Genomic DNA, 24000 nt, shown 5'->3' with positions numbered 1-24000 from the left:
TACGCCACAAAAGGTGCCAGACACGCAGAACGGAAATATAGTGTCCGTTCACCGGAAATCGCGGGACGCCGGGCTGATCGGCGGGGTGACCGCCTCCAGCCGGTCCGCCACCAGGTTGAGCACACCCTCGGTCTTCTCCAGCCGGCCCCGCACGATCAGCGCCGCGCTCGTGCGGGCCACCTTCCGGTAGCGCTGCCACAGGCCGGGCGAGCAGGTGACGTTGAGCATCCCTGTCTCGTCCTCGAGGTTGATGAACGTGACGCCGCCCGCCGTCGCCGGGCGTTGCCGGTGGGTGACGATGCCGCCTACCCGGATCCGCGTACCGGCCTCGACCCGGCCCAGCCGCGAGATCGGCAACGCGCCGGTCCGCTCGAACTCGCCCCGGATGAACTGCGCCGGGTGCGCGTCCGGGGACAGCCCGGTCGCCCACACATCCGCGACCAGCTTGTCCACATCAGCCATGCCGGGCAGGGTCGGCGCCTCGGTGCCGGTGACCGTACCGGGAAGGCGGTCCGGTTTGTCCTGGGCGGCGGCCCCGGCGGCCCAGAGCGCCTCCCGGCGCGAGAGCCCAAAACCGGCAAAGGCATCGGCGGTCGCGAGGGCCTCCAGGTGGGCGGTCGAGCATCCGGTCCGGCGGGCCAGGTCCGCCATGTCCCGGTACGCACCATGCGCACGCCGCTCGTCCTCGATCTTCTTCGCCAGATCGTCACCGAGGGTACGGACGCTGCTCAGCCCCATCCGCACCGCCGGACCGCCGAGCCCCCACGCGTGCGGCGGCTCGTCGGCGGCACTGCCCCACCGGGTCTGCGCGGTCGACTCGAGAACAGCCGCCGCGTCACTGAGGTTGATGTCCGGCCGCCGCACCTCGACCCCGTGCCGGCGGGCGTCGTCGACCAGCGACTGCGGCGAGTAGAACCCCATCGGCTGCGCGTTGAGCAGCGCGGCGCAGAACGCGGCCGGGTGGTACCGCTTCAGCCAGGCACTGGCGTAGACCAGGTAGGCGAAGCTCATCGCGTGGCTCTCCGGGAAGCCGTAGTTGGCGAACGCGGACAGCTTCACGAACAGGTCGTCGGCGAGTTGGCCGGTGATCCCCCGCTCGGCCATGCCGGCGTAGAGCCGGATCTTGATCCGTTCCATCTTCTCCACGGACCGTTTCGACCCCATCGCCCGGCGCAGCTGGTCGGCCTCGGACGGGTCGAAACCCGCGACGTCGATCGCGAGCTGCATGAGCTGCTCCTGGAAGAGCGGCACACCCAGGGTCTTGGCCAGGGCGTTGGCCATGAGCGGGTGCGGAACCTCGGGTTTCTCCAGCCCGTTTTTTCGGCGTATGTAGGGATGCACCGACCCGCCCTGGATGGGTCCAGGACGAATCAAGGCCACCTCGACCACCAGATCGTAGAATTTGTCGGGTTTGAGCCGCGGCAGCGTGGCCATCTGCGCCCGGCTCTCCACCTGGAAAACCCCGACAGAATCGGCCCTGCACAACATCGCGTAGACCTCGGGATCGTCCAGCCGCATCGTGCTGATGTCCAGGTCGGACTCGATCATGTCGTACGCGTAGTGCAGCGCCGACAGCATCCCCAGCCCCAGCAGATCGAACTTGACCAGCTCGATCGCGGCGCAGTCGTCCTTGTCCCACTGCAGCACCGTGCGTCCCGGCATCCGCCCCCACTCGACCGGGCACACCTCGATGATCGGCCGATCGCAGATGACCATGCCGCCGGAGTGGATGCCGAGGTGCCGCGGAAAACTCTGCACCTCGTTGGCGTACGCGACGACCTGCTCCGGGATGTCCTCCACGTCGACCGTCGCGACACTCCCCCACCGGTCGATCTGTTTGCTCCACGCGTCCTGCTGCCCGGCCGAAAAACCGAAAGCCTTGGCCATGTCGCGGACGGCCGACCGCGGCCGGTACGTGATGACGTTGGCGACCTGCGCGGTGTGCTCCCGGCCGTACTTGCCGTAGACGTGCTGGATGACCTCCTCGCGCCGGTCCGACTCGATGTCCACGTCGATGTCCGGCGGCCCGTCCCGCTCCGGCGCCAGGAACCGCTCGAACAGCAGGTCGTACTCGACCGCGTCCACATTGGTGATCCGCAGCGCGTAACAGACCGCCGAGTTCGCCGCCGAGCCCCGGCCCTGGCAGTAGATGCCCTCGTCCCGGCAGAACTTCACGATGTCGTAGACGACCAGGAAGTACCCGGGGAAGTTCAGCTCGTCGATCATCTTCAGCTCGTGCTCGAGCTGCGCGTACGCCCGGGGGTGGGCCTGGGGTGGCCCGTACCGTTCCTGGGCGCCGCGCATGGTCAGCTCCCGCAGCCAGCTCATCTCGGTGTGCCCGATCTCCGGGATCGGAAAGTCGGGCAGCTTCGGCGCCACCAGGTTGAGGTCGAACGCCAGGTCCTCCCCGAACATCGCGGCGTTCTCGACCGCACCCGGATAACCGGCGAACCGCCGTTTCATCTCGGCCGCACTCCGCAGATGCGCGGTCCCGGCCGCCGGCAACCACCCGTCCATGTCGTCCAGGCTGCGCCGCGCCCGGACAGCGGCGAGCGCGGTCGCGAGTTTGCGCCGGGCCGGCGTCGCATAGTGCACGTTGTTGGTGGCGACAACCTCCAGCTGCCGGCTGAGCGCCAGCTCGTACAGGGCGTCGTTGCGGTCGTCGTCGTACGGGTCACCGTGATCGGTCAGCTCCACCACCACATTGCTCCGGCCGAACAGAGCAACCAGCCGATCCAACTCGTACGCCGCAGCCGGCATCCCGCCCTCCGCCAGCGCCCGCGGGACACTCCCCTTCCGGCACCCCGTCAGCACCAGCACATGATCACGAAGCACCGCGGCGACGTCCTCCAGGTCGCCGTACACGGGTTTGCCCTTCTCCGCGCCGTCGAGCTGCCCCCGGGAGATGGTGCGCGCCAGGCGGGCGTACCCCTCAGGACCGTGAGCCAGAGCAAGCAGATGGCGTCCCTCGGGGTCGGCCTCACCGTTCTGCGGCCTGGACAGATCGAGGGAAAGCTCGGCCCCGAAGATCGTCGGCAGTCCCAGCTCCCGCGCCGCCTGCGAAAACCGCACCACCCCGTAGAACCCGTCATGGTCGGTGACGGCCAGCCCGGTCAGCCCCAGCCGCGCCGCCTCCTCGGCCAGTTCCTCGGGATGGCTGGCCCCGTCGAGAAAACTGAAGTTCGTGTGACAGTGCAGCTCGGCATACTTGTCCGCGCCGGGCGCCCGGATGAACGCGGGCGCCTGATAAGGCTGCCGCTTCCGGCTCCAGGCCGGCGAATCCCCGCCGTCACCATCCACCGCCAGCGGATCGACAACATGCAGGTGCTTCTTCCCCGACAGCGTCCCCTCGAGCGCCGACCAGGGCATCCGCGGATTATGAAACCCCATCGCCCACGCCCCTAGTCATAGATCGCCTCCACCGCCCAATGCCCCGCCACCAGCGACAACAGCAACGCCCGCCCATCAGCGACAACAACCTGAAACCGCGCCCTCCGCCGCGCCTCCCCCGGCGCCCACCACCGCTCGTCCACCGGCCACGGCCCGGCCCACCCGGTGATCTCCACCGGCCCGCCGTTCTCGATGAACAACAAAGCCGGCTCCCCGGAAAGCTCGAGCCGCGCACTCACCCCCACCGCCTGCCCCTCCCCGTCCAGAACAACAGCCGGCAACGCCTGCGGAAGCACCAGCGCGGGCGCCGGCCGGGGCAGCCGTCCGGGCCAGGGCGGCTGCGGAACGGGCTTCCTGACCCCCCGCCCCCTCTTCCCCCGCCCCTCCCCCACCGCCCGATCCACCGCCCCTTCCTGCGCGGCCAACCCTTCGTGCGCGGCCGGGCCTTGGTGGGCCGGGCTTCTTTCCGATGCGGAGTTCTGCTGCTCGCCCGCGTCTTCTCGCCCAGCTGGATTTACCGGCGCTGCCAAGCGTTTGCCCAGCTGGATCGTCTTGGCCCTGGTCTCTGTCCCGGACGCTTCCCCAGTCCAGGACGGCCCGATAACGCCCGTCCGGGACTCGGCATCCGGCACTGCTCGCAGGGCGCGGCGGGTGTGCTCGGGTGCTTCCCCTTCGCCGTCGCGTGGTGGCGGCGCCAGTGCGGGAGAGGCAGCCAGCGGTGCCACCACCAGTGCATCGGTTGCCGGTAACGGGGTAGCCGCCTCCCCCGCGGCCCGTGCCGGGACTCGTTCGTCGCCCCAGGGCACCAGGCGTACCTGGTCGTCGGCGGACCGGCCACCGCCCAGCACGGCGGTGACAACGGCCTCGGGACCCAGGAGGCCTTGGATGCGGCTCAGCGCACGATGGGCGCGTTCTTTCTCCGCGCCCACGTCACCCCAGAGACCCGGCTGCAGTCCAAGATGGACGATCACGCCGTCCGGGACGAGCTTCAACCGGACGAGCCCGGCGGTGGGCCGGTTGGTGGCGCCGCGCCGGGCGCCGGTGAGCCAGCCGTCGAGCTGCCACCGTACGCGTTCGGCGATGGCCGCGGCCGTGAGTGTGCCGTCGTGCCGCCAGACCCGGTGCAGCTCCTGCCCGTCGGCGGTGACCGCCTCGATGCCGAGCTGGGTGCAGGCCAAACCGTGCGCGGCGAGCCGTTCGTGCAGCCGCTCGGCCAGCACCCGCCCGGCGAACGCGGCCACGTCGACGCGTTCGAGCGGCTCGTCGTAGGTGTCGGAAACCTCGAGGTCCGGCGGCGGCCTCCGCACCGCCAGCGCCCGGTAGTCGAGCCCCCCGGCCAGCCGATGCGCCAGCGCCCCGTCGAACCCGAACCGGCTCAGCACATCGGACGCCGGCAGGGCCGCAAAATCCCCGAGACTCTTCACCCCCAACCGCCGCAGCAGGTCGGTCAGCTCGGGCCGCTCCAGCGCCTCGACACCCACCCCCGCCAAAAACTCCCTGGTACGCCCGGCAGCCACGATCTGTCCACCCCGAGCCGCCAGCCCGGCCGCAAAAACCCCGTCCGCGATCCCGACCTGACTCTCCACGGAACAGGCCTGAGCCACCTGCTCCACGATCCGCTCGGCGGCCTGCTCCTCACCCCCGAAATACCGTGCGGGGCCCCGCGCGGCCAGAGCACAGGCCCCGGGCCGGATGACCTCGACCCCGACAGCGACCTCTTCGACAGCAGCGACCACCGCCTCGAAAGCCCGCGCGTCCCGCCCCGCATCGTGCTCGACAACAACAAGCTGCGGACACCGGCTCTGCGCCTCCCGCCGCCGCAACCCCCGCCGCACACCCTCGGCCCGAGCCGCCTCCGAGCACGCAAAAACCCTGTTCCCGTGCAGCACAACAACAGCCCCCGAAGCCGCAACCCCCTCCACAATCTCCGCGGCGATGACCGGCCAGTCCGGGCACCAGACCAGCAGGGTCCGCACCCCACTCACCCGAACCCCACCTCCCCCAAAACTCCCGAACCAAGCGCCGCCACAGTGGGCGGGACTACCGCCGGTGGGGTGCGCAGGACCCTCGCCGCCGGCGGCACACCGCGCGAAGCCCCCAGCGACGATTCGATCCGCACCACCGAAGCAAGCGGTGGTGCGCCCGACCCGGCAGACGCACCCGACCGGGCTGCCGGACCCGGCGCGGCAGGCGAAACCAGCCCGGCCGACACACCCGGTGCCGCAGGTGCACCCGGCCCGGTGGGCGAAACCGGGGCGGTGGGCGAAACCGGGGCGGTGGGCGGTCGGGGTGTGGCGATTGGGGTTACGGAAGCGAGGGGGCCAAGGGCCGTGGGGGCCGGTTTGTCCACCGGCATCGGCGGCGGTGGAAGGGGCGCCGGGTTGCGGGTGGTGTCGGGGGTTGAGCGACCGGGGATGGGTGGCTGTGGAGGGGACAGGGAGGTTCCTGGCATCCACATGGTGATTTCTTTTGGGCGGGCTGCGGCGCCTCGGCCTCGCGCTACGACGGTGACTTTTCGGCGGCGTAGGCGGCCGCGGCCGGTGTGTAGGCCTTCCCATTGGCCTTGGGTGACCTGCAGGGTGACGTCGGCGCCATCCCAGCGGCCGTAGGGCACCAGGACGCAGCCGCGCTGGCGGGCGCGGGCGACCAGGCGGCTGGTTATCGAGGTGGAGACCTGGTCCGGGACGGCGATGACGACCACGTCCACGCCGTCGATGAGGGCGGCGGTGACGGTGGGCCATTCGGGGCCGGGGTTGGGCACCAGGGCGAGCCGGTCCAGGGCGATGCCGCTCTCGGCGGCGGCGATCGCGCCCAGGGCGGGTACTCCGACAACCGCGCACCAGGAACCGGCGTGCGAAGCCGCGGCGAGCAACGCCAGCAGCAGCGAGGTGTTTCCGCTTCCTGTCTCCGAGGTGGGTTGTGCCGAATAACCACCGGCATCGAGCTGTCGTGAAGAACCGCCCCGTGAGGCGGTGGGAAGAGCACTGCGCGGGGCGGTCGGGCCGGGGGTGATGCCGATGGCGATGGTGCTTCCCCGGCGAAGACCCCGGCTCGGCAGCAGGTTGCCCAGTTCCGGCAGCACCGGCAGCACCCGGTGCGTCCCGAACTCGTCGGCCTCGGAAGCCGGGCGGATCAGCTCAGCAAGAGCCGCAGCACCGTTGATCATGCGCCCGGCCATTGTCCCGCCCCGTTTTTGCCTGTACATCGAAGTTGATCTTTAAAGTCACGACCCGCCAGGGACCATGACGTGAAGCAAGGACAAATTCAGCCGGCGAGTGACGTCGGCGCGACGGAAACCGTCGCGCCGACCGGCCGAGGAGCCCGATGGCCGTTAACACGACCGGAAGACCATCGCCCGGGCCGCGCCAAGACCGGCCAACCATCACCGCGACCCGACAACCGAGCCACCGGGCAACCAGGCCAACCGGGCAACCAGGCCAACCGGGCAACCGGGCAACCGGGCAACCGGGCAACCGGGCAACCGTCAACGCGATCCGAAACCGGGCTGACCGGGCAACCGTCAACGCGGCGGAAGACCCTCGTGCCGGCCCACCCAAGGAAACCGAGCAACCCGTCGATGCGATGGAAGACTGTCTTGCCGGCCGAGCACGGAACCGAGCGACCCCGTTGATGCGATGGAAGACCGTCGCGCTCTCCGACCAAACCAGGTGGCCGTCGGTGCGGCGGAAGACCATCGCGCCGGCCGGCCGACCGGGTAACCGTCAAGGGGACCGGTAGACCATCGCGCCGGGGAGCCGTCCGTGCGGCGAGCGGGCCTGCCACCGCGAGATAGCTGCCTGTCGATGTCCGGTGCGGCGCGGTGGGTCCGGCGCCGGCGTTGGTGGACGGCCGGTGGTTGGCGGCGGGGCGCTCGGGGCGGGTGGTCAGGCGGCCTCGAGGGTGGGCTGGTAGGCCAGGCCCAGCACCGACTCGACCAGCGACACGAAGTGTTCCGCCGCGCGGAGCAGGTCGTCTGCTTCGCGTTCGGTGACCACTCTCGGGATGCCGGCTTCGGCGGCTGCTCGTTTGGTCGCGCCCTGGGCGAAGTAGCCGGCCCAGTCGCTGAACTCCGGGGCCACCAGGACCAGGAGTGACCAGGCGCTGGTTACGCGGCTGCGCTTGGTGGGCGCCGCCGGTCTGGCGCGGGCGGCGAGCACCGCGGCGGCTGCGCGCAGCGCTGCCAGGTGGGCCGTCGCGTAGCGGAGGCCGTCCGGGCGGGTGCGTGCCGCCTCCGCCAGGCCCTGACGGGCGATGGCGAGCAGCTGGGCGGGCGTACGGTTCGGCAGCAGATTGGCCGGAACCGTGGGTGCCGTCTGGGCCGCGGCCGTGGGTGCGTGCGCCAGCGGGCCGGGGCCCTGTTGCCGGGGCACCGGGTAAGCCGGGTTGCTCACCATGGTCTCTCCTCGCGTGTGTCGCATCCGACGTGCTGGTCGAACCGATCCGCTGCAGAGGAAGGCACAGCGGTGTGGCAGCCGGCCGGGTGTGAAGCTTCCCCACACCACACCCGGCCGGGCTTGCCGGCGGGTCCGTCGCCCGCCGCCCGGGGGTCGAGGGCGGCGAACGACGGTCCTGCCTTTGTGCCGGCCCGGACCCGCGAATGCCCGGACCTCGTGCGCGGCGCTTCGCGGGCGCCGCACCCGGGAGCCCCGCCGCGAACGCGGCTCCCGATCGGTCAGCCCGAGTGATCGTCTGGCACAGGAGTTCGAACCAATCGAACACTCGTTCTAACTACGAATGAGAGTACACCGCGGGTACGACAAAAAAGCAACACACGCGGCGGTGGGTCGGGCGGGTGGAGATCACCTTCAGAAAATGCTGATTCGGACAGAGAGTCCCAGGTCACAGCCCGGGCCGGCTGCCTGCCGGATCAATCGGGAACACCAGCCGAAGAGGGACGCGCGGCCCGGCCGAGGCCATCAGGGCAGGCGGGTGACAGCGCCGGGGCCGGCCAGGACGACACAGAACAGGTACGACGGCGCAGGCCTGAGGCTGCGAGACACGAGCAACAGGTGAGGAGGGCGGCCCAGCGGGAAATTGTCGGTGGCAGGGGGCACGATGAACGGCGCCGGGTTGCCGGTGGTAGATCGAGGAGTTGGGGGTACGGGATGCCGCGCACCGTTGTGATCACCGGGGCCAGTTCCGGGGTGGGGCTGGCCGCCGCCGTGCAGTTCGCGGCGCGGGGCGATCAGGTGGTTGTGGTCGGCCGCGATCCGGGGCGGCTCGGTGCGGCCATGGCGCAGATCCGGGCGGCCGCGACCGGGCCCGAGCCGGACGAGCACCGGGCCGATTTCGAGTCGCTCGATCAGGTGCGGGAGCTCGGTGAGAAGGTGCTCTCCGCGTACCCGAGGATTGATGTGCTGGCGAACAATGCCGGCGGGATGGTGGGGTCCTACGTCCGCACCGCGGACGGTTTTGAGGCCACCGTGCAGGGCAATCATCTGGCGCCGTTCCTGCTGACCCACGTGCTGCGGGACGCGCTGCGTGGGGGCCGGGTCGTGAACACCGCGTCGCAGGCGCACCGGCGGGCGCGGGTGAGTCTCGACTTCACGCAGAAGGCGGAGGATTACAGCTCCTGGCGGGCCTACGGTGCGGCCAAGGCGGCGAACATCCTGTTCGCCTCGGAGGCGGCGCGGCGCTGGCCGGACATCACTTCCGTGTCGTTCCATCCGGGTGTGGTGCGCAGCAATTTCGGGGCCGGGACAGCGACGCGGTTCTTCTGGAAGTACGCGCCGTTCCTGACCACGCCGGAGAAGGCGGGCGAGTTGCTGGTCTGGCTGGCCGACGCGGAGGTCACCGACGGCGCGTACTACGTCGGGCACAAGGTGACCGTGCCGGACAAGACCGCCGACGACGACAAGCTGGCCGCACAGTTGTGGGAGGCCAGCGCCGCAGCTGTCGGCGTACGGGAGCAGTGACCCTCCGCGGGGTGATCATGGTGCTCGCCGCGGCGGGCATGTTCGGGATCAACGGTGCAGTGTCCAAGCTGGTGCTGCAGGCGGGGTTCACGGCACCGCAGCTGACGCTGTTGCGGGCGGCGGGCGCGTTCCTCGGGCTGCTCGTGCTGAGCGCCGTGATCCGTCCGGGCGTGCGCAGGCTGAGGGTCACCCGCGGGGAGCTGCCGCTACTCCTCGTCTACGGGCTGAGCGGCTTCTTCCTGGTGCCGATGCTCTATTTCGTGGCGATCAGCCGGATCCCGGTCGGGATCGCCCTGCTCTTCGAATACACCGCACCCCTGCTGGTGGTGCTGTGGGCACGGTTCGGGGACAAGCAACGTGTACGCCCGCGGTTGTGGGGTGGTCTTGCGCTGAGCCTGGCCGGGCTGGCCTGCGTGGCGGAGGTGTGGGGTGACCTGCGGCTGAACACCGTCGGTGTGGTCGCGGCGCTGGTCAATGCCGTGCTGCTGGCGGCCTACTACGTGCTCGGCGCGCGCGGGGTGGCCAAGCGGGACACGTTGTCGCTGACCACGTGGGCGTTCGGGGCGGCGGCGGTGGCCGGCCTGATCACCCGGGCGGTCACCGCGGGTGCGGGCGGCTGGGAGCCGATCGCGGACGTCAAGATCGCGCTGCTGTGCGCGTACGTGGTGGTGTTCGGGTCGATCTTGCCTTATCTGCTGGTGGCGGGGTCTCTGCGCTATCTGCCGGCGACCAGCGTCGGCATCCTCGGGATGGCCGAGCCGGTGATCGCGGCCGCGTTCGCGTGGGTCACGCTGGGTGCGTCGGAGGCGTTGAACGCCGCGCAGCTCGCCGGGGGTGCGCTGGTGCTGACCGGGGTGGCGATCGCGGAGACGGCACGGGTCCGGCTGGACGCACCCGAGGTTAGGGAGACGGCCGGGGTGCCACCCGGATAACCACTATTCGCCGGCTCGTCGACCTTCTCACTCACCCCTCCCCACCAGCGGAAACCCTTTGTACGGTAAGCACCGTGCGTCCCCGCGTGTCCCCCACTCCCCGCTGGTGGGCGGGTGCGGCCGGGACCGCCGCCGGGCTCAGCCTGGTCGTCGTGACGGCGCTGTGGACGGCAAACGAGGGGCTGTCGGAAGTGGCCCGCGGCGGCTGGACGGGGGCGGGGGCCGCGGGGCGCCTGGCCGCGCTGTGGTCGGCCGACCTGATGCTGCTCCAGGTGGTGCTGATGGCGCGGATCCCGCTGGTGGAGCGGGCTTTCGGCCAGGACAAGCTGGCGCGGTGGCACCGCTGGACCGGCTTCACGTCGTTCCAGCTGCTGCTCGTGCACATCGTGCTGGCCACGCTCAGTTACGCGCAGGGTGAGCGGGTCGTCGCCCAGTTCGTCGAGTTCGTCGCCGACTATCCGGGGATGCTGCTGGCCACCGCGGCGACGGCCGCACTGGTCCTGGTCGTGGTGACCTCGGTACGCCGCGCCCGCCGCCGCCTGCGGTACGAGTCCTGGCACCTGCTGCACCTGTACGCGTACCTCGGGGTGGCCCTGGCCCTGCCCCACGAGATCTGGACGGGCCGCGACTTCACCGGCAGTCCCGCCGCACGGGCGTACTGGTGCGGCCTCTACGCCGCGGCCGCCGGCAGTGTGCTGATCTTCCGGCTGGGGATGCCGCTGTGGCGCACCGCCCGGCACCGGCTGGTCGTCGACCACGTGGTGCCGGAAGCGCACGGGCTCGTCTCCGTCTATCTGCGCGGGCGGCGTCTCGACCGGCTGCCGGTGCGGGCCGGGCAGTTCTTCGTGTGGCGGTTCCTGGACGGGCCGGGCTGGTCGCGCGGCAACCCGTTCTCGCTGTCCGGGCCGCCGAACGGCGACCAGTTGCGGATCACCGTGAAGGGTCTCGGTGACGGCAGCAGCCGCGTCTCGACCCTCCGGGCGGGGACAAAAGTCCTGATCGAGGGCCCGTACGGGCGGCTCACCGCCGAGTCGTACCGGGGCGGCCCGGTGACCATGCTGGCCTGCGGGGTCGGCATCACGCCGCTGCTCGCCCTGCTCTGGGACCTTCCGTACGGCCACGGTCAGGCGACGCTGGTCTATCGCGCCCGCCGCGCCGAGGAGGTCGCGTTCCTCGACGAGATCGAGTGGCTGGCCGACCAGCGGGGTGTACGCCTCGTCCCGCTGATCGGCCCGCGCGCGCATCAGGCGTCGTGGCTGCCCGCGGAGTACGCCGACTACTCCGACGCGGAGGCGCTGCGCGAGATCGCACCGGACATCGCCGGGCACGACCTCTACCTCTGCGGCCCGGACCCCTGGACCGCGGCCGTACGCACTGCGGCCCGGGCTGCGGGCGTACCGGCCGCGCAGTTGCATCGTGAACGTTTTGGCTGGTGAAGCGGGTGATGACATGCGCCGGGTGATTTTGTGGCTGCTCGCGACGACAGCCGTGCTCGTGCTGTTGTTCAGTTACCACACCTCGACGATGGGGCCGCCGGGGTGAGGACGGCACAATGACCGGATGGAGAACCATCCCAATGTTCAGGCTGTCCAGGCCGCCCTCGAGAACGCCGATGCCCGTACGGCTGCCGGCACCGCGCCGCAGATGGTCGTCTTCGACGAGGGTGTGCACACCGCCGCCGCGGCCGCCGCGGCGCTCGGCGTCGAGGTAGGACAGATCGCCAACTCGCTGATCTTCGAGGCGGACGGCGAGGCGCTGCTCGTGCTCACCTCCGGCGCGCACCGCGTCGACACGAAGAAGGTCGCGGCCTCGCTCGGCCTGGCCAAGCTGGGCCGGGCCAACCCGGACTTCGTCCGTGCGCACACCGGCCAGCCGATCGGTGGTGTCGCTCCGCTGGGCCACCCGAAGCCGGTCCGCACCCTGGTCGACACGGCCCTCGAGCAGTACCCGGAGATCTGGGCAGCGGGCGGCGTGCCCCAGGTCGTGTTCCCGATCACGTACGCCGAACTGCTCCGCGTCACCGGCGGCACCGCGACCGACGTCGCGTGAAGGTCACGACGTAACGTGGCGGGATGAACGCCGTCCCGCCGCTGGTCACGCTGCACGTCTGGCGGGTGCCCCGACGTGCGCTCGGCTCTGCCCTGCTCCGGATGGCGCTCGATCCGCGGCGGCTGCGGGCCCGGCCCGGTGTGCGCTTCGGCAAGCTGCTCGGCACGGGCACCGGGACCGGCTTCGGGCCCGGCGATGCCGATCTGACCCGATATGCCGCCGTGATGGTCTGGGACGACCCGGACGGTGGTGAGCTCGGACCGGCCGGTGCCGCCTGGGACAGCATCGCGGCCCAGTCGGCCCGCGTCGACCTGACTCCGCTGGTCAGCCGGGGCAGCTGGTCCGAGCAGACGCCGTTCGGTGATCCTCCCGGCGGTCGCGCCGAAGGGACCGTGCTCGCGCTGACCCGGGCCCGGCTACGCCCGGTGAAGGCCCTGACCTTCTGGCGTGCGGTGCCGCCGGTGGCCCGGGAGTTGGCCGCGGCCCCCGGCCTCCTCGCCCGTTTCGGTATCGGTGAGGCGCCGATCGGCTGGCAGGGAACCGTGAGCATCTGGCGCAGCGCGGCAGATCTGACCGGCTTCGCGTACCGTCAGCCGGAGCACCGCGCGGTGATCGCGCGCACACCGGCCGCCCGGTGGTACGCCGAGGACCTGTTCGCCCGGTTCGCGGTGCAAGGGATCAGCGGCGACAAGGCCGTGCTGGGCTGGCATGAAGGAGCGCGATGAGGCTCGTTCCCTGGCAGCCGGACGACATGCTCCGGCGGCTGGACGACGTGGTGAGCGTCTACGGCGAGGCGATGGGTTACCGCGCCGAGCTGCTGCAGACCCGCCGCGGCTACATCGGCGCGCACGTGCGGCGGGCCGGGTTCCGGGCCGTGGCCACGCTGACCACCGACGGGCACCTCGCGGGTTTCGGCTACGGGTACGCGTCCGGCCCCGGCCAGTGGTGGCACGACCAGGTCCGGTCCTCGCTCGACGAGCCCGCCCGGCGGCACTGGCTCGGCCACTGCTTCGAGGTCGTCGAGCTCCACGTCCGCCCGAGCGCCCAGGGCCACGGCATCGGCGCCCGCCAGCTGCGTGCCCTGCTCTCGATGGCTGACGGCTCGACCGTGCTGCTCTCCACCCCCGAGGCCGACGAGCAGAAGTCCCGGGCCTGGCGGCTGTACCGCCGCTTCGGCTTCGAGGACGTGCTCCGCGACTTCATCTTCCCCGGCGACGAACGCGCCTTTGCGATCCTCGGCCGCGGCCTGCCCCTCGCCGGCCGCCCCGCCACCGAGGACGCACCCGGAATCGTCGGCATCTGACGGTGACCCGCGTACTGCCGTGGGCGCTGCTCGGCGTCCTGATCCTGACCCAGATCTGCTACCCGCTCACCAGCGACGGCCTGCGCGCCGCGCTGACCGTGACGACCGTGGTGCTCGGCTACCTGCTGTCGGTGTCGCACGCCCTGCTCACCCGCGGGCTGCGAGTGGCCGGCGCCCTCATCGCCACCGCGACCCTCGGCGGTTTTGCGGTGGAGGCGATCGGCGTCGCCACCGGCTTCCCGTTCGGCACCTACGACTACTCGGGCCAGCTCGGGCCCAAGCTCCTCGGCGTGCCGCTGATCATCCCGCTGGCCTGGACCTGGATGGCCTGGCCGGCCTGGCTGGCGGCGGTACACCTGACCCGGTCCCGCGTGGCCCGGATCGCGCTCGCGGCGGCCGGCCTGGCGACGTGGGACCTGTTCCTCGACCCGCAAATGGTCGCCGAGGGCTACTGGTCGTGGCGGTCCCCGACACCCGCACTGCCCGGCGTCGAGGGCATCCCGATCGGCAACTACCTGGGCTGGCTCGGCTTCGCGCTGCTGCTCATGGCCGCTCTCGCAGCGGCTGCGGGCCCCCGCGCGGCGGTGACCACCGACGGGGACAGGCCGATGTTCGCCCTCTGGATCTGGACGTACGCTTCGTCCGTGCTCGCCCACGCGGTGTTCCTCGGCCTCCCGGCCTCGGCGCTGTGGGGCGGTGTCCTGATGGGCGCGGTAGTGATCCCGCTGATCGTGCGACTCTCCCCCTACCCGCGGCCGGCCCGCTCGTGATCTGGCCGGCGCTGCTGCCCTGGGTCGCGCTGACCGGGCACACGATCGTGAACGCCGCACTGCTGCGCCGGCTGTCGGCCGGACAGACTTCGGCCGAGCGGATCGCTGTGCTGCTGCCCCTGCGCAACGAGGCCGAGCGGGTGACGCCCTGTCTCGAGTCGCTGCTCAACCAGCGCGGTGTCCGGAACCTGGAAATTATCGTGCTGGACGACGGCTCGACCGACGGCACGGCCGACGTGGTCCGGGCGGCGGCCCCGGGCAGCACGGTGCGCCTGCTGACCGGCGCGGCCCTTCCGCCCGGCTGGCTCGGCAAACCGCACGCCTGCGCCCAGCTCGCCGACGCAGCAGCCGACGCCGACGTCCTCGTTTTCCTCGACGCCGACGTGGTCCTCGCGCCCGACGCCATAGCCGGCGCTGCGACTCTCCTGCGCAAGACCGGCGTCGACCTGCTCTCGCCCTACCCGCGCATCGTCGGCGCGGGACGGCTCGTGCAGCCCCTGCTGCAGTGGTCGTGGCTGACCTTCCTGCCGTTGCGGATCATGGAACGCTCACCCCGCCCGTCGCTCGCCGCGGCCGGCGGTCAGTGGCTGGTCGTCGACCGCGCAGGTTATGAACGCGCCGGTGGTCACGCCGCCGTCCGTGACGACGTGCTCGAGGACATCGGCCTGGCCCGGGCGGTCAAACGGTCCGGCGGCCGCATCGCCCTCGCCGACGCCTCCGGCTTCGCGGACTGCCTGATGTACACCTCGTGGCCGGACCTGCGGGACGGCTACAGCAAGTCGTTGTGGGCGTCCTTCGGATCACCGGCGGGGGCAGCGGCCGTGGTCACCCTGCTGATTCTTCTGTACGCGGTACCGCCGCTGGCCGCGCTCGTGCTGGCCGCGAGCCACCCCGTGCTTGCTCTGTGGAGCCTGGCCGCGTACGGGATCGGGGTTGTGGGAAGGGTCGTGTCGGCGCGGGCGACCGGGGGCCGGGCCTGGCCCGACGCGCTGGCCCACCCGATCTCCGTTCTGATCTTCGGATGGCTGGTGGTGCGTTCGTTCAGGTTGCGGAGGCGCGGGTTGCTGGCCTGGCGCGGGAGGCCGGTATGAGCAGGGTTGTGGTGATCGGCGCGGGTGTCGGCGGCCTGGCCGCGGCCGTGCGGCTGGCGGAGGCCGGGCACGACGTCGTGGTGCACGAACGCGCGGCGACCGTCGGCGGCAAACTCGGCCGGTACGAGCGGGACGGCTTCCGTTTCGACACCGGCCCGAGCTTGCTGACGCTCCCCCAGGTGTTCGCGGATCTCGGACTCGGCCTCGACCCCGTGGCCCTGGATCCGGTGGTGCGGCACGTGTTCCCGGACGGTTCGGTGCTGGATTCGAGCAGCGACCCGGCGGTGTTCCGGGAGCGGATCGAGAACGCGTTCGGGGCTGCGGCCGGCGCGGACTGGGCGCGTTTCTGGGCGCGGGCCGAACGCATCTGGGCAGCATCGTGGCGGTCCGTGCTGCAGCAGGAGGTCACACCCGCGACGCTCGCCGCGCTGTCCTGGCGGGTGGGTGATCTGGCGGCGATCGCGCCGTGGCGGTCGCTGCGCGGGCTGGGCCGCCACTATCTGCGCGACCCGCGACTGCGGATGCTGCTCGACCGGTACGCGACCTACACCGGCGCCGATCCGCGGCGGGCCCCGGCAGCACTGGCCGCGATCCCGTACGCCGAACTGGCCTTCGGCGGCTGGTACCTGCCGGGCGGCCTCGGCGTGCTGGCCTCGGCCCTGCTGGACCGGTGTGCGGCTCTGGGCGTCCGGATCACGACGTCGTCCCCGGTTGCGGGCATCACCACGACCGCCGGACGCGCGGCCGGTGTCCGCCTCGACTCCGGGGAGGTCGTCGCCGCCGACGTGGTCGTGTCCAACGTGGACGCCGTCACGACGTACCGTGAGCTGCTGCCGTCGCCGGGCCGCCTCGCCGGGCTGGCGGATCGGAGCCTGGCGGGGTTCGTGATTCTGCTCGGCGTTCGCGGGTCGACTCCCGAGCTCGCGCACCACACGGTGTTCTTCCCCGGCAACTACAACGCGGAGTTCGACGCGGTTTTCGGCTCGCCGGGCACCGGTGTGCGGGCCCGGCCGGCCTCGGACCCGACGATCTTCGTCACCCGTGCCGAGGACCCGGCCGTGCACCCACCGGGTACGGAGGCGTGGTTCATCCTGGTGAACGCGGCCCGCCACGGCACCGACTTCGGCGCTGTCGACTGGCGCCGGCCGGGCCTGGCGCAGGCCTACGCCGACCACATCCTGAAGCGGCTGGCGGCCCGCGGTGTGGACGTCCGCGACCGGGTGTTGTTCGCCGAGACGCGGACGCCGGCCGATCTGGCCGAGTCGACGGCCGCGCCGGGCGGCACGATCTACGGCACGGCCGGTGGGCTGCTGCGGCCCGGCAACCGCGGGCCGGTCGACGGCCTCTTCCTGGTGGGCGGCTCGACCCACCCGGGCGGTGGCCTGCCGATGGTCACGCTGTCCGCGAAGATCGTCGCCGACGAGATCGGCCCGGCGTAGGGCGTCACAGGTCGCCGGTCGCCTGACGGCCCGTCTCGGCGGTGCGGCGCAGAAAGTCCGCGATGACCTCCAGCTCGGCCGGGCTGTAACCGGCGCAGATCTCGTCGATCCCGCGGTTCATGCCGGCGAGCAGCGCGTAGAGCTCACCCTTCCGGTCACCGACCGAACGGATTAGCACCGCACGCCGGTCGTTCTCGGCCCGTTCGCGGACCACCCAGCCGCCGCGGTCGAGGCGGTCGAGGATGCCGGTCAGCGTGGCCGGGTGCAGTCCGGTGAGCCGGGCCAGGGCGGTGGGGCTCAGCGGCCCGGCCCGGTCGATCAGGTCGAGACAGTCCAGGTCGGCGTCCTTGAGCTCGAGGCGGGTGCCCACCTGTCGGCTGAACACCGACAGCTGGTTGCGCGCCTCACGCAGGGACTCCTTCACCGCCACCACGAGCCGTCGCCGAGATGTTACGGGTGTCATATTGTACGAACTCCAAAGTAATTTACTATGAGACTCATATCTTACGGCGGAGGGAAAGCATCATGATCCTGGTGACCGGAGCCACCGGAAATGTCGGGCGCGAGGCCATGCGCCTGCTGGACGGGCAGGGGGCCGGGCTCTCCCGGAGCACACCCCCGCCGCCGTTCACGGGTGTCGAGGCGGTGCTCTACAGCCCGCGGGCCGGCACTCCCGAGCTGCTCACCCGGGCAGCCGAGCACGGCGCGAAGCGGGTGGTGGTGATCTCGGCGGCGACGGTGGTCCAGCCCGTGGGTGATCCGCGGTTCATCGCCGAGTTCACCGCCGCCGAGGAGGCCGCCCGCGCCTCGGGTCTGGAGTGGACGATCCTGCACTGCGCGGACTTCGCCTCCAACACGCTCGCCTGGGCGCCGCAGATCCGGGCCACCGGCGTCGTCCGGGGCGCGTACGCCGACGCCGTGACCTCCACGGTCGACGAGCGGGACGTCGCGGCTGTGGCCGTACGGGTGCTTCAGGAGGCCGGGCACGCCGGGCGGGCGTACCTGATCACCGGGCCGCAACCGCTCACCCAGGCCGACAAGGTCCGGGCGATCGGGGCGGAGCTGACCTTCGAGGAGGTCACGCCGGAGCGGGTGCGGCAGGGGATGCTGGCGGCGGGCCTGCCGGCGGAGATCCCGGACCGCCTGCTCGGCTCGCTGGCCGATTACGCGCGGACGCCCGGGCCCTCCTCGACCACCGTGGCGGAGGTGCTCGGCCGCCCGGCTCGAACCTTTGCCGAGTGGGCGGCCGATCACGCCGGGGTGTTCAGTCCTCGATGAAGCCGGCGGCCGCGGCGTCACTCAGCACGGTTGTCGCCGCGGCGGTCGCGGTCGTCTTGCCGCTGCAGAAGTCGCGGGCCTTGTAGAAGTTGTTGCGCAGGTAGGACTCGTGCACGGCCGCGTTGCGGATCCGGACCAGCGACTCGTCGGCGCTCCGCAGGGAGGTGACCGAGAAGTTGTGACTGCCTGTGAAGACGCGCGGGATCTGATCGTCGTCGTAGGCGCCGTCGATCAGCATGTACTTGCTGTGCGTCTTGATGGTGCGGGTGCCGAACTTCGCCGCACACGCGGTGATGCCGATCTTTTTCGAGTCAGCCGTCTCCAGCTGCTTCAGCACCGGGGCACTGACAACCGAGTAGACGATGTCGACCCAGCAACCGTCCTTGACAAGGTCGGTGAGCTTCTTCGCCACGGCGTCCCGGGTGAAGGACCACATCAGGATCCGGATGTCGGTCTGGTGCGGCAGCCCGTCGGCCTCGCCCACGTACGAGCACTGCACCGAGTCGAGCACGCTGACGATCGTGTCGGTGGACGCCTGGTGGTAGTCCCCGTTCGTCTCCTTGCGGGGGAAGAAGTGCGTCTTGTACTCGTCCGCCGACGCGCCCACCCGGTAGTAGTTCTCGACCCCGGTGCTGCTCGTCCGGTACTTCTTCAGGTCCGCGAAGTACGCCTTGTAGTTGGCGTACGACGAGGCCTCGGTCCAGGTGATCGCGTTGTTGTACGCGGTGTCGGCGTCCCACGTGCCGAGGTTGCCGGACGACTGGAACACCACACCCGTCTTCACCGTGCCGTCGTTGAGCACGACCTTCGAGGCAAGCAGGAACTTGTTGTGGTTGTACGCGTCGGCCGTACCGACCTTGCGCTTGCCGATGCAGCCCTTGTCCTGCGCGCACAGCAGCAGGTAGGACGCGGCATTCTCGTCGGTGCCGAGCTCGGGCTTCAGGCGCAGGTAGGGCGCCTGGGTGGCGGTGACACCGGCATCGTCGTTCAGGAGGATCCGGACCTTGACCCCGCGCTGGTGCGCGCGGATCAGCCGGTCGGTGATGTTCGGCCGCGACGCCGTGTCGGCGTAGTCGGGCGTCTTGAACTCGAACCACGACATCTCGATGGTCTCGCCGGCGGGCACGCGATCGATCACGCGGGCCAGCTGCTGGAAGATCGCGTACTGCGCGGTCTCGGTGCCGATCGGGTCGTTGAACACCGGTGCCCCGAGAACGGGGTCCGGCTCGACCTCGGCAGCGGACGCCTGGGTCGCGACCACCGCGCCGGTGACGGCGAGCAGAGCGCTCGCAGCGAATGAGAAGAAGATTCTGGCTGCAGATTTCAAGGGGCCGACCCTAGCGACTTTGCTCCAGGGTTTCGACCCCGATCGGAAGCTCGCCGGTCGCGAGGTGCGCCAGCAGCGTCGCGCGCAGGGCTTCGGCCGCGTGCGGCAGGATCGCCCGGCGCCGGTGGGCCAGGGCGATCGTGCGGCGCATCCCGGGCGGCGCCAGCGGTGTCGCCCGCAGCAGGGGCCGGTTGGCCAGGACCATGCTCGGCACCAGCGCGACACCGAGCCCGGCCTCCACAAAGGCCAGCACGGCGTCCATCTCTCCACCCTCGACGGCGAAGTGCGGGGTGAAGCCCGCCCGCCGGCACGCCTCGAGGGTGACGTCCCGCAGGTCGTACCCGGGCCGGAACATCACCAGCGGCTGATCGCGCAGCTCGTTGAGGTCGAGTTGCACGTGGGTCGTCGGCGGCGGGCCCGAGCGGACCGAGGCGACCACCAGGCTCTCGCGCAGCAGCGGCGCGGCGTGCAGGGCCGGGTCGACACCGTGCTCCGGCTGGACGATCAACGCCAGATCGAGGTCGCGGGCGAGCAGGTCGGCGATGAGGTCCTGGGAGCTGCCCTCGTTGACGTGCAGCTCGATGTCGGGGTGCTCACCGCGGAAGCGGCGCAGGACCGTCGGCACCAGCGACGAGCAGAGGCTGGGGGTGGCGCCGACGCGGACCCGGCCGCGGCGCAGGCCGACGATCTCCTGGATCGCGTCCCGGGCGGCGTCCGCGTCCGCGACCATCCGGCGGGCCAGCGGCAGCAGGGTCTCGCCGGCGGCGGTGAGACCGACCGCGCCGCGGACACGCTCGAAGAGCGGCGCGCCGAGTGTTTCTTCGAGGGTGTGAACCTGCTTACTCAAAGTCGGCTGTGAGACGCCCAGAGAATCAGCTGCTTGGGTGAAATGCCGGGTTTCTACCACTGCCAGGAAGTATCGGAGCTGCTGAAGCTGCACGACGATAGCTTATCTCTATGACCACCCCGTCGATCATGCATTAGACGAATCGCCCGCAGGTTCCTACCGTCCAGGGTGTGGCGGTAGACATCAGCACTCCAACTCCGAGGGCGACGGCGGAACCGGCGAAGAAGACGCTGGCGAAGAAGCCGGCGCTCAAGCCCCGTCGTGGCGCCCGCTCGTCGCTCGCACTGAAGATCCTCATGGCCGTGACCGGCCTGCTGCTCGTGGGCTTCCTCTACGCCCACATGATCGGCAACTTGAAGATCTTCTTCGGCGCCGAGACCTTCGACCACTACGCGCACTGGCTGCGCACCCTGGCCGAGCCGCTGCTCCCCCGCGGCTGGTTCCTGTGGATCATGCGTTTCGGCCTGCTCGCCGCGGTGGTCGGGCACATCGTCGCGGCCGCGATCCTGACCCGCCGCGCCCGTGCGGCCCGGCCGGTGAAGTACGCCCGCCGGCCGAAGGTGCAGGGCAGCTACGCAGCCCGGACGATGCGCTGGGGCGGCGTCATCATCGTGCTGTTCGTGATCTACCACATCCTCGACCTGACCACCGGCACGCTGAACCCGGCCGGCGGCGGCACCGACCCGTCGGAACGGGTCATCGCCGACTTCAAGGCCGAGCAGTGGTACGTGACGCTGTTCTACGTGCTGTCCATCGTGGCCGTCGGCTTCCACCTGCGGCACGGCCTGTTCAGCGCCGTCCGCACCCTGGGCCAGCGCACCGCCCGCGGTGAACGGATCGCCCGCGGCGCCGCCCTCCTGCTCTCCGTCGTCCTGGTGGTCGGTTACCTGTCGGTGCCGTTCGCCGTGCTCACCGGATTGGTGGACTGACATGTCGTTCTGGAACGACGGCGAGGACATCGCCGACCAGGCCGCACCCGACGGCCCCATCGAGACCCGCTGGGAACGCCACCAGTTCTCGGCCAAGCTGGTCAACCCGGCCAACCGCCGCAAGCTCAGCGTCATCGTCGTCGGCACCGGGCTCGCCGGTGGTTCGGCCGCGGCGACACTCGCCGAAGCCGGCTACCGCGTGCGGTCCTACTGCTACCAGGACAGCCCGCGCCGCGCGCACTCGATCGCCGCGCAGGGTGGCATCAACGCCGCCAAGAACTACCGCAACGACGGCGACTCGATCTACCGGCTCTTCTACGACACGGTCAAGGGTGGCGACTTCCGCGCCCGCGAGTCCAACGTGTACCGCCTCGCCCAGGTCAGCGTGAACATCATCGACCAGTGTGTGGCGCAGGGTGTGCCGTTCGCCCGCGAGTACGGCGGCCTGCTCGACAACCGCTCGTTCGGCGGCACCCAGGTGTCCCGCACGTTCTACGCCCGGGGGCAGACGGGTCAGCAGCTGCTGCTCGGCGCGTACCAGGCGATGGAACGGCAGATCGGTCTCGGCAACATCGAGATGTTCGCCCGGCACGAGATGCTCGAACTGGTCGTCGTCGACGGCAAGGCCCGCGGTGTGGTCGTCCGTGACCTGGTCACCGGCGAGATCACCACGGACCTGGCCGATGCGGTCGTGCTCGCCTCCGGCGGTTACGGCAACGTCTTCTTCCTGTCGACGAACGCCAAGGGCTGCAACGTCACGGCGTCGTGGCGGGCCCACCGCAAGGGCGCGCTCTTCGCCAACCCCTGCTACACCCAGATCCACCCCACCTGCATCCCCGAATCCGGTACGCACCAGAGCAAGCTCACGCTGATGAGCGAGTCGCTGCGCAACGACGGCCGGGTCTGGGTGCCGCTGGCCCGCGGGGATTCCCGGGCGCCGGGCGACATCCCGGAGGACGAACGCGACTACTACCTCGAGCGCATCTACCCGTCGTTCGGCAACCTCGTCCCCCGTGACATCGCGTCCCGCGCGGCGAAGAACGTCTGCGACGAGGGCCGCGGTGTCGGCCCCGGTGGTCTCGGCGTCTACCTCGACTTCGCCGACGCCATCGAGCGCCTGGGTCAGCCCGCCGTCGAGGCCAAGTACGGCAACCTCTTCGAGATGTACCAGCGCATCACCGGCGAGGACCCGTACCAGGTCCCGATGCGGATCTACCCCGCCGTGCACTACACGATGGGCGGCCTCTGGGTCGACTACGACCTGCAGTCGACGATCCCCGGCCTGTTCGTGATCGGTGAGGCCAACTTCTCCGACCACGGCGCGAACCGCCTCGGCGCGTCCGCGCTGATGCAGGGCCTGGCGGACGGCTACTTCGTCCTGCCCAACACGATCAACAGCTACCTCGCGTCCGGCCCGTTCGAGAAGATCTCGCCGGACAACGAGCAGGTCGTGGCGGCCCGGACCCAGGTCGAGGACCGCCTCGCCAAGCTCCTGGCCGTCAACGGCGACCGCACCGTCGACTCGTTCCACCGCGAGCTGGGCCACATCATGTGGGAGTACTGCGGCATGGAACGTACCGAGGAAGGCCTGACCAAGGCCATCGGTCTCATCCGGGGTCTCCGCGACGAGTTCTGGACCCGGGTGAAGGTGCCGGGCACCGGCGAGCAGCTCAACCAGAACCTGGAGAAGGCCGGCCGTGTCGCCGACTTCTTCGAGCTCGGCGAGCTCATGTGCATCGACGCCCTGCACCGCGCCGAGTCGGCCGGCGGCCACTTCCGCGCGGAGAGCCAGACCCCCGACGGCGAGGCGCTGCGCCACGACGACGAGTTCAGCTACGTCGCGGCCTGGGAGTACGGCGACACGCCCACCCTCCACAAGGAACAGCTCGACTTCGAATACGTCCACCCGAGCACGCGGAGTTACAAGTAATGGACATCCAGGTACGCGTGTGGCGCCAGCAGGGCCCGGCGGACAAGGGCCGCATGGTCACGTACGACGTCAAGGACATCTCCCCCGACGCCAGCTTCCTGGAGATGCTCGACGTCCTCAACGAGAAGCTCATCCTCGACGGCGACGACCCGGTCGCCTTCGACCACGACTGCCGCGAAGGCATCTGCGGCATGTGCGGCATGATGATCAACGGCGTCGCGCACGGCCCGGAGCGGGCCACCACCACCTGCCAGCTCCACATGCGCCACTTCAAGGACGGCGACACCATCGACGTCGAACCGTGGCGCGCCGCGGCCTTCCCGGTGATCAAGGACCTGGTCGTCGACCGCGGTGCCTTCGACACGATCATCCAGGCCGGCGGCTACATCACGGCCCCGACCGGCACCGCCCCGGACGCCCACGCCACCCCGGTCCCCAAGCCGGACGCGGACGCGGCCTTCGAAGCAGCCACCTGCATCGGCTGCGGCGCCTGCGTGGCCGCCTGCCCGAACGGCTCGTCGATGCTCTTCACCGCGGCCAAGGTCGCCCACCTGGGCCTCCTCCCCCAGGGCCAGCCGGAACGCTCCAGCCGCGTCGTCGACATGCTCGAAGCCCAGGACGACGCGGGCTTCGGCGGCTGCACCAACATGGGCGAATGCACCACGGTCTGCCCGAAGGGCATCCCGCTCACCCTGATCGGCCGCCTCAACAACGACTACCGCAAGAGCATCGGAAAGCGGTAGATCAACAGCTTTTTGGCGACGGTCCGTGCATGGTGCGGACCGTCGCTCCCGCCGACA

The 24000-nt window shown here is 70.7% G+C and carries 19 protein-coding genes and 1 pseudogene; 13 read left to right on the top strand and 7 right to left on the bottom strand.

The window, feature by feature from the left end; genetic code table 11:
• Positions 1-48 precede the first annotated feature (48 nt).
• From AFR_RS09995 to AFR_RS09980, 4 genes and pseudogenes are all read right to left on the bottom strand, one after another.
• Positions 49-3390 carry an error-prone DNA polymerase gene (locus AFR_RS09995; RefSeq protein ID WP_041840746.1) on the bottom strand — a complete coding sequence of 1114 codons (3342 nt, stop codon included), beginning with the start codon at positions 3388-3390 and terminating at the stop codon, positions 49-51.
• An 11-nt stretch (positions 3391-3401) separates the two neighbouring features.
• Complete coding sequence (locus AFR_RS09990) at positions 3402-5375, bottom strand: Y-family DNA polymerase (RefSeq protein ID WP_023359974.1); 1974 nt, start codon at positions 5373-5375, stop codon at positions 3402-3404.
• 457 nt (positions 5376-5832) lie between these two features.
• Positions 5833-6568, bottom strand: a pseudogene (gene imuA', locus AFR_RS44975) (DnaE2-dependent mutagenesis accessory factor ImuA'); the annotation flags it as partial.
• 706 nt (positions 6569-7274) lie between these two features.
• Positions 7275-7784 (bottom strand): SAV_6107 family HEPN domain-containing protein, encoded by a 510-nt coding sequence (locus tag AFR_RS09980; protein ID WP_023359970.1) that lies wholly within the window; start codon positions 7782-7784, stop codon positions 7275-7277.
• 711 nt (positions 7785-8495) lie between these two features.
• On the opposite strand from AFR_RS09980, the gene AFR_RS09975 reads away from it, so the two are divergent.
• The 9 genes from AFR_RS09975 to AFR_RS09935 all read left to right on the top strand — a co-directional run bounded on the left by AFR_RS09975 (position 8496) and on the right by AFR_RS09935 (position 16889).
• Positions 8496-9305: an SDR family NAD(P)-dependent oxidoreductase gene (locus AFR_RS09975; RefSeq protein ID WP_023359968.1), complete on the top strand. Its 810-nt coding sequence runs from the start codon at positions 8496-8498 to the stop codon at positions 9303-9305.
• A gap of 17 nt (positions 9306-9322) precedes the next feature.
• Positions 9323-10237: an EamA family transporter gene (locus AFR_RS09970; protein ID WP_063749592.1), complete on the top strand. Its 915-nt coding sequence runs from the start codon at positions 9323-9325 to the stop codon at positions 10235-10237.
• A gap of 74 nt (positions 10238-10311) precedes the next feature.
• A complete protein-coding gene (locus AFR_RS09965; protein ID WP_041840744.1) occupies positions 10312-11673 on the top strand; it encodes a ferredoxin reductase family protein in 1362 nt (453 codons plus the stop codon).
• A 124-nt stretch (positions 11674-11797) separates the two neighbouring features.
• Positions 11798-12286, top strand: coding sequence for a YbaK/EbsC family protein (locus AFR_RS09960; RefSeq protein ID WP_023359962.1), 489 nt, complete (start codon positions 11798-11800; stop codon positions 12284-12286).
• A gap of 23 nt (positions 12287-12309) precedes the next feature.
• Positions 12310-13011, top strand: a complete 702-nt coding sequence (locus AFR_RS09955; protein WP_023359960.1) for a spheroidene monooxygenase — start codon at positions 12310-12312, stop codon at positions 13009-13011.
• The gene (locus AFR_RS09950) at positions 13008-13589 is read left to right on the top strand and encodes a GNAT family N-acetyltransferase (protein ID WP_023359958.1); all 582 of its coding nucleotides are present in this window, start codon (positions 13008-13010) and stop codon (positions 13587-13589) included. Before AFR_RS09955 ends, AFR_RS09950 begins: the two co-directional genes overlap by 4 nt.
• Positions 13590-13591: 2 nt before the next feature.
• Complete coding sequence (locus AFR_RS09945; RefSeq protein ID WP_023359956.1) at positions 13592-14359, top strand: carotenoid biosynthesis protein; 768 nt, start codon at positions 13592-13594, stop codon at positions 14357-14359.
• A complete protein-coding gene (locus AFR_RS09940) occupies positions 14356-15450 on the top strand; it encodes a glycosyltransferase family 2 protein (protein WP_023359954.1) in 1095 nt (364 codons plus the stop codon). The genes AFR_RS09945 and AFR_RS09940 overlap by 4 nt, the downstream gene beginning before the upstream one ends.
• Positions 15447-16889 (top strand): phytoene desaturase family protein, encoded by a 1443-nt coding sequence (locus tag AFR_RS09935; protein ID WP_041840742.1) that lies wholly within the window; start codon positions 15447-15449, stop codon positions 16887-16889. The genes AFR_RS09940 and AFR_RS09935 overlap by 4 nt, the downstream gene beginning before the upstream one ends.
• A gap of 4 nt (positions 16890-16893) precedes the next feature.
• Here the strand turns inward: AFR_RS09935 and AFR_RS09930 are convergent, their stop codons facing one another.
• Complete coding sequence (locus AFR_RS09930; RefSeq protein ID WP_023359950.1) at positions 16894-17322, bottom strand: MarR family winged helix-turn-helix transcriptional regulator; 429 nt, start codon at positions 17320-17322, stop codon at positions 16894-16896.
• A gap of 92 nt (positions 17323-17414) precedes the next feature.
• Here AFR_RS09930 and AFR_RS09925 point away from each other — a divergent pair, with 92 nt between their 5' ends.
• The gene (locus AFR_RS09925) at positions 17415-18167 is read left to right on the top strand and encodes an NAD(P)H-binding protein (protein ID WP_023359948.1); all 753 of its coding nucleotides are present in this window, start codon (positions 17415-17417) and stop codon (positions 18165-18167) included.
• Here the strand turns inward: AFR_RS09925 and AFR_RS09920 are convergent.
• Together AFR_RS09920 and AFR_RS09915 are read right to left on the bottom strand one after the other, a co-directional pair.
• Positions 18154-19494: a phospholipase D-like domain-containing protein gene (locus AFR_RS09920; protein WP_023359947.1), complete on the bottom strand. Its 1341-nt coding sequence runs from the start codon at positions 19492-19494 to the stop codon at positions 18154-18156. The genes AFR_RS09925 and AFR_RS09920 overlap by 14 nt on opposite strands.
• 10 nt (positions 19495-19504) lie before the next feature.
• Complete coding sequence (locus AFR_RS09915) at positions 19505-20434, bottom strand: LysR family transcriptional regulator (protein ID WP_041840740.1); 930 nt, start codon at positions 20432-20434, stop codon at positions 19505-19507.
• A gap of 203 nt (positions 20435-20637) precedes the next feature.
• Here AFR_RS09915 and AFR_RS09910 point away from each other — a divergent pair, with 203 nt between their 5' ends.
• Genes AFR_RS09910 through AFR_RS09900 form a run of 3 tightly spaced genes read left to right on the top strand, consistent with a single transcriptional unit; the run spans position 20638 to position 23943 of the window.
• Positions 20638-21270, top strand: a complete 633-nt coding sequence (locus tag AFR_RS09910; protein ID WP_023359943.1) for a succinate dehydrogenase cytochrome b subunit — start codon at positions 20638-20640, stop codon at positions 21268-21270.
• A 1-nt stretch (position 21271) separates the two neighbouring features.
• Positions 21272-23200: a fumarate reductase/succinate dehydrogenase flavoprotein subunit gene (locus tag AFR_RS09905; protein ID WP_023359941.1), complete on the top strand. Its 1929-nt coding sequence runs from the start codon at positions 21272-21274 to the stop codon at positions 23198-23200.
• A complete protein-coding gene (locus AFR_RS09900) occupies positions 23200-23943 on the top strand; it encodes a succinate dehydrogenase/fumarate reductase iron-sulfur subunit (RefSeq protein WP_023359939.1) in 744 nt (247 codons plus the stop codon). Before AFR_RS09905 ends, AFR_RS09900 begins: the two co-directional genes overlap by 1 nt.
• The last annotated feature ends 57 nt before the right edge of the window (positions 23944-24000 follow it).

Source organism: Amorphoplanes friuliensis DSM 7358 (assembly GCF_000494755.1).
In the GTDB taxonomy this organism is placed as follows: domain Bacteria; phylum Actinomycetota; class Actinomycetes; order Mycobacteriales; family Micromonosporaceae; genus Actinoplanes; species Actinoplanes friuliensis.
This window is presented reverse-complemented; position numbering and strand designations above follow the sequence as displayed.

Excerpts from the sequence above, each read along its gene's own strand:
- AFR_RS09995 (WP_041840746.1), bottom strand. The coding sequence starts at position 3,390 with ATGGGGTTTCATAATCCGCGGATGCCCTGGTCGGCGCTCGAGGGGACG.
- AFR_RS09980 (WP_023359970.1), bottom strand. The coding sequence starts at position 7,784 with ATGGTGAGCAACCCGGCTTACCCGGTGCCCCGGCAACAGGGCCCCGGC.
- AFR_RS09975 (WP_023359968.1), top strand. The coding sequence starts at position 8,496 with ATGCCGCGCACCGTTGTGATCACCGGGGCCAGTTCCGGGGTGGGGCTG.
- AFR_RS09970 (WP_063749592.1), top strand. The coding sequence starts at position 9,323 with ATGGTGCTCGCCGCGGCGGGCATGTTCGGGATCAACGGTGCAGTGTCC.
- AFR_RS09960 (WP_023359962.1), top strand. The coding sequence starts at position 11,798 with ATGGAGAACCATCCCAATGTTCAGGCTGTCCAGGCCGCCCTCGAGAAC.
- AFR_RS09955 (WP_023359960.1), top strand. The coding sequence starts at position 12,310 with ATGAACGCCGTCCCGCCGCTGGTCACGCTGCACGTCTGGCGGGTGCCC.
- AFR_RS09950 (WP_023359958.1), top strand. The coding sequence starts at position 13,008 with ATGAGGCTCGTTCCCTGGCAGCCGGACGACATGCTCCGGCGGCTGGAC.
- AFR_RS09935 (WP_041840742.1), top strand. The coding sequence starts at position 15,447 with ATGAGCAGGGTTGTGGTGATCGGCGCGGGTGTCGGCGGCCTGGCCGCG.
- AFR_RS09925 (WP_023359948.1), top strand. The coding sequence starts at position 17,415 with ATGATCCTGGTGACCGGAGCCACCGGAAATGTCGGGCGCGAGGCCATG.
- AFR_RS09910 (WP_023359943.1), top strand. The coding sequence starts at position 20,638 with ATGGCCGTGACCGGCCTGCTGCTCGTGGGCTTCCTCTACGCCCACATG.
- AFR_RS09905 (WP_023359941.1), top strand. The coding sequence starts at position 21,272 with ATGTCGTTCTGGAACGACGGCGAGGACATCGCCGACCAGGCCGCACCC.
- AFR_RS09900 (WP_023359939.1), top strand. The coding sequence starts at position 23,200 with ATGGACATCCAGGTACGCGTGTGGCGCCAGCAGGGCCCGGCGGACAAG.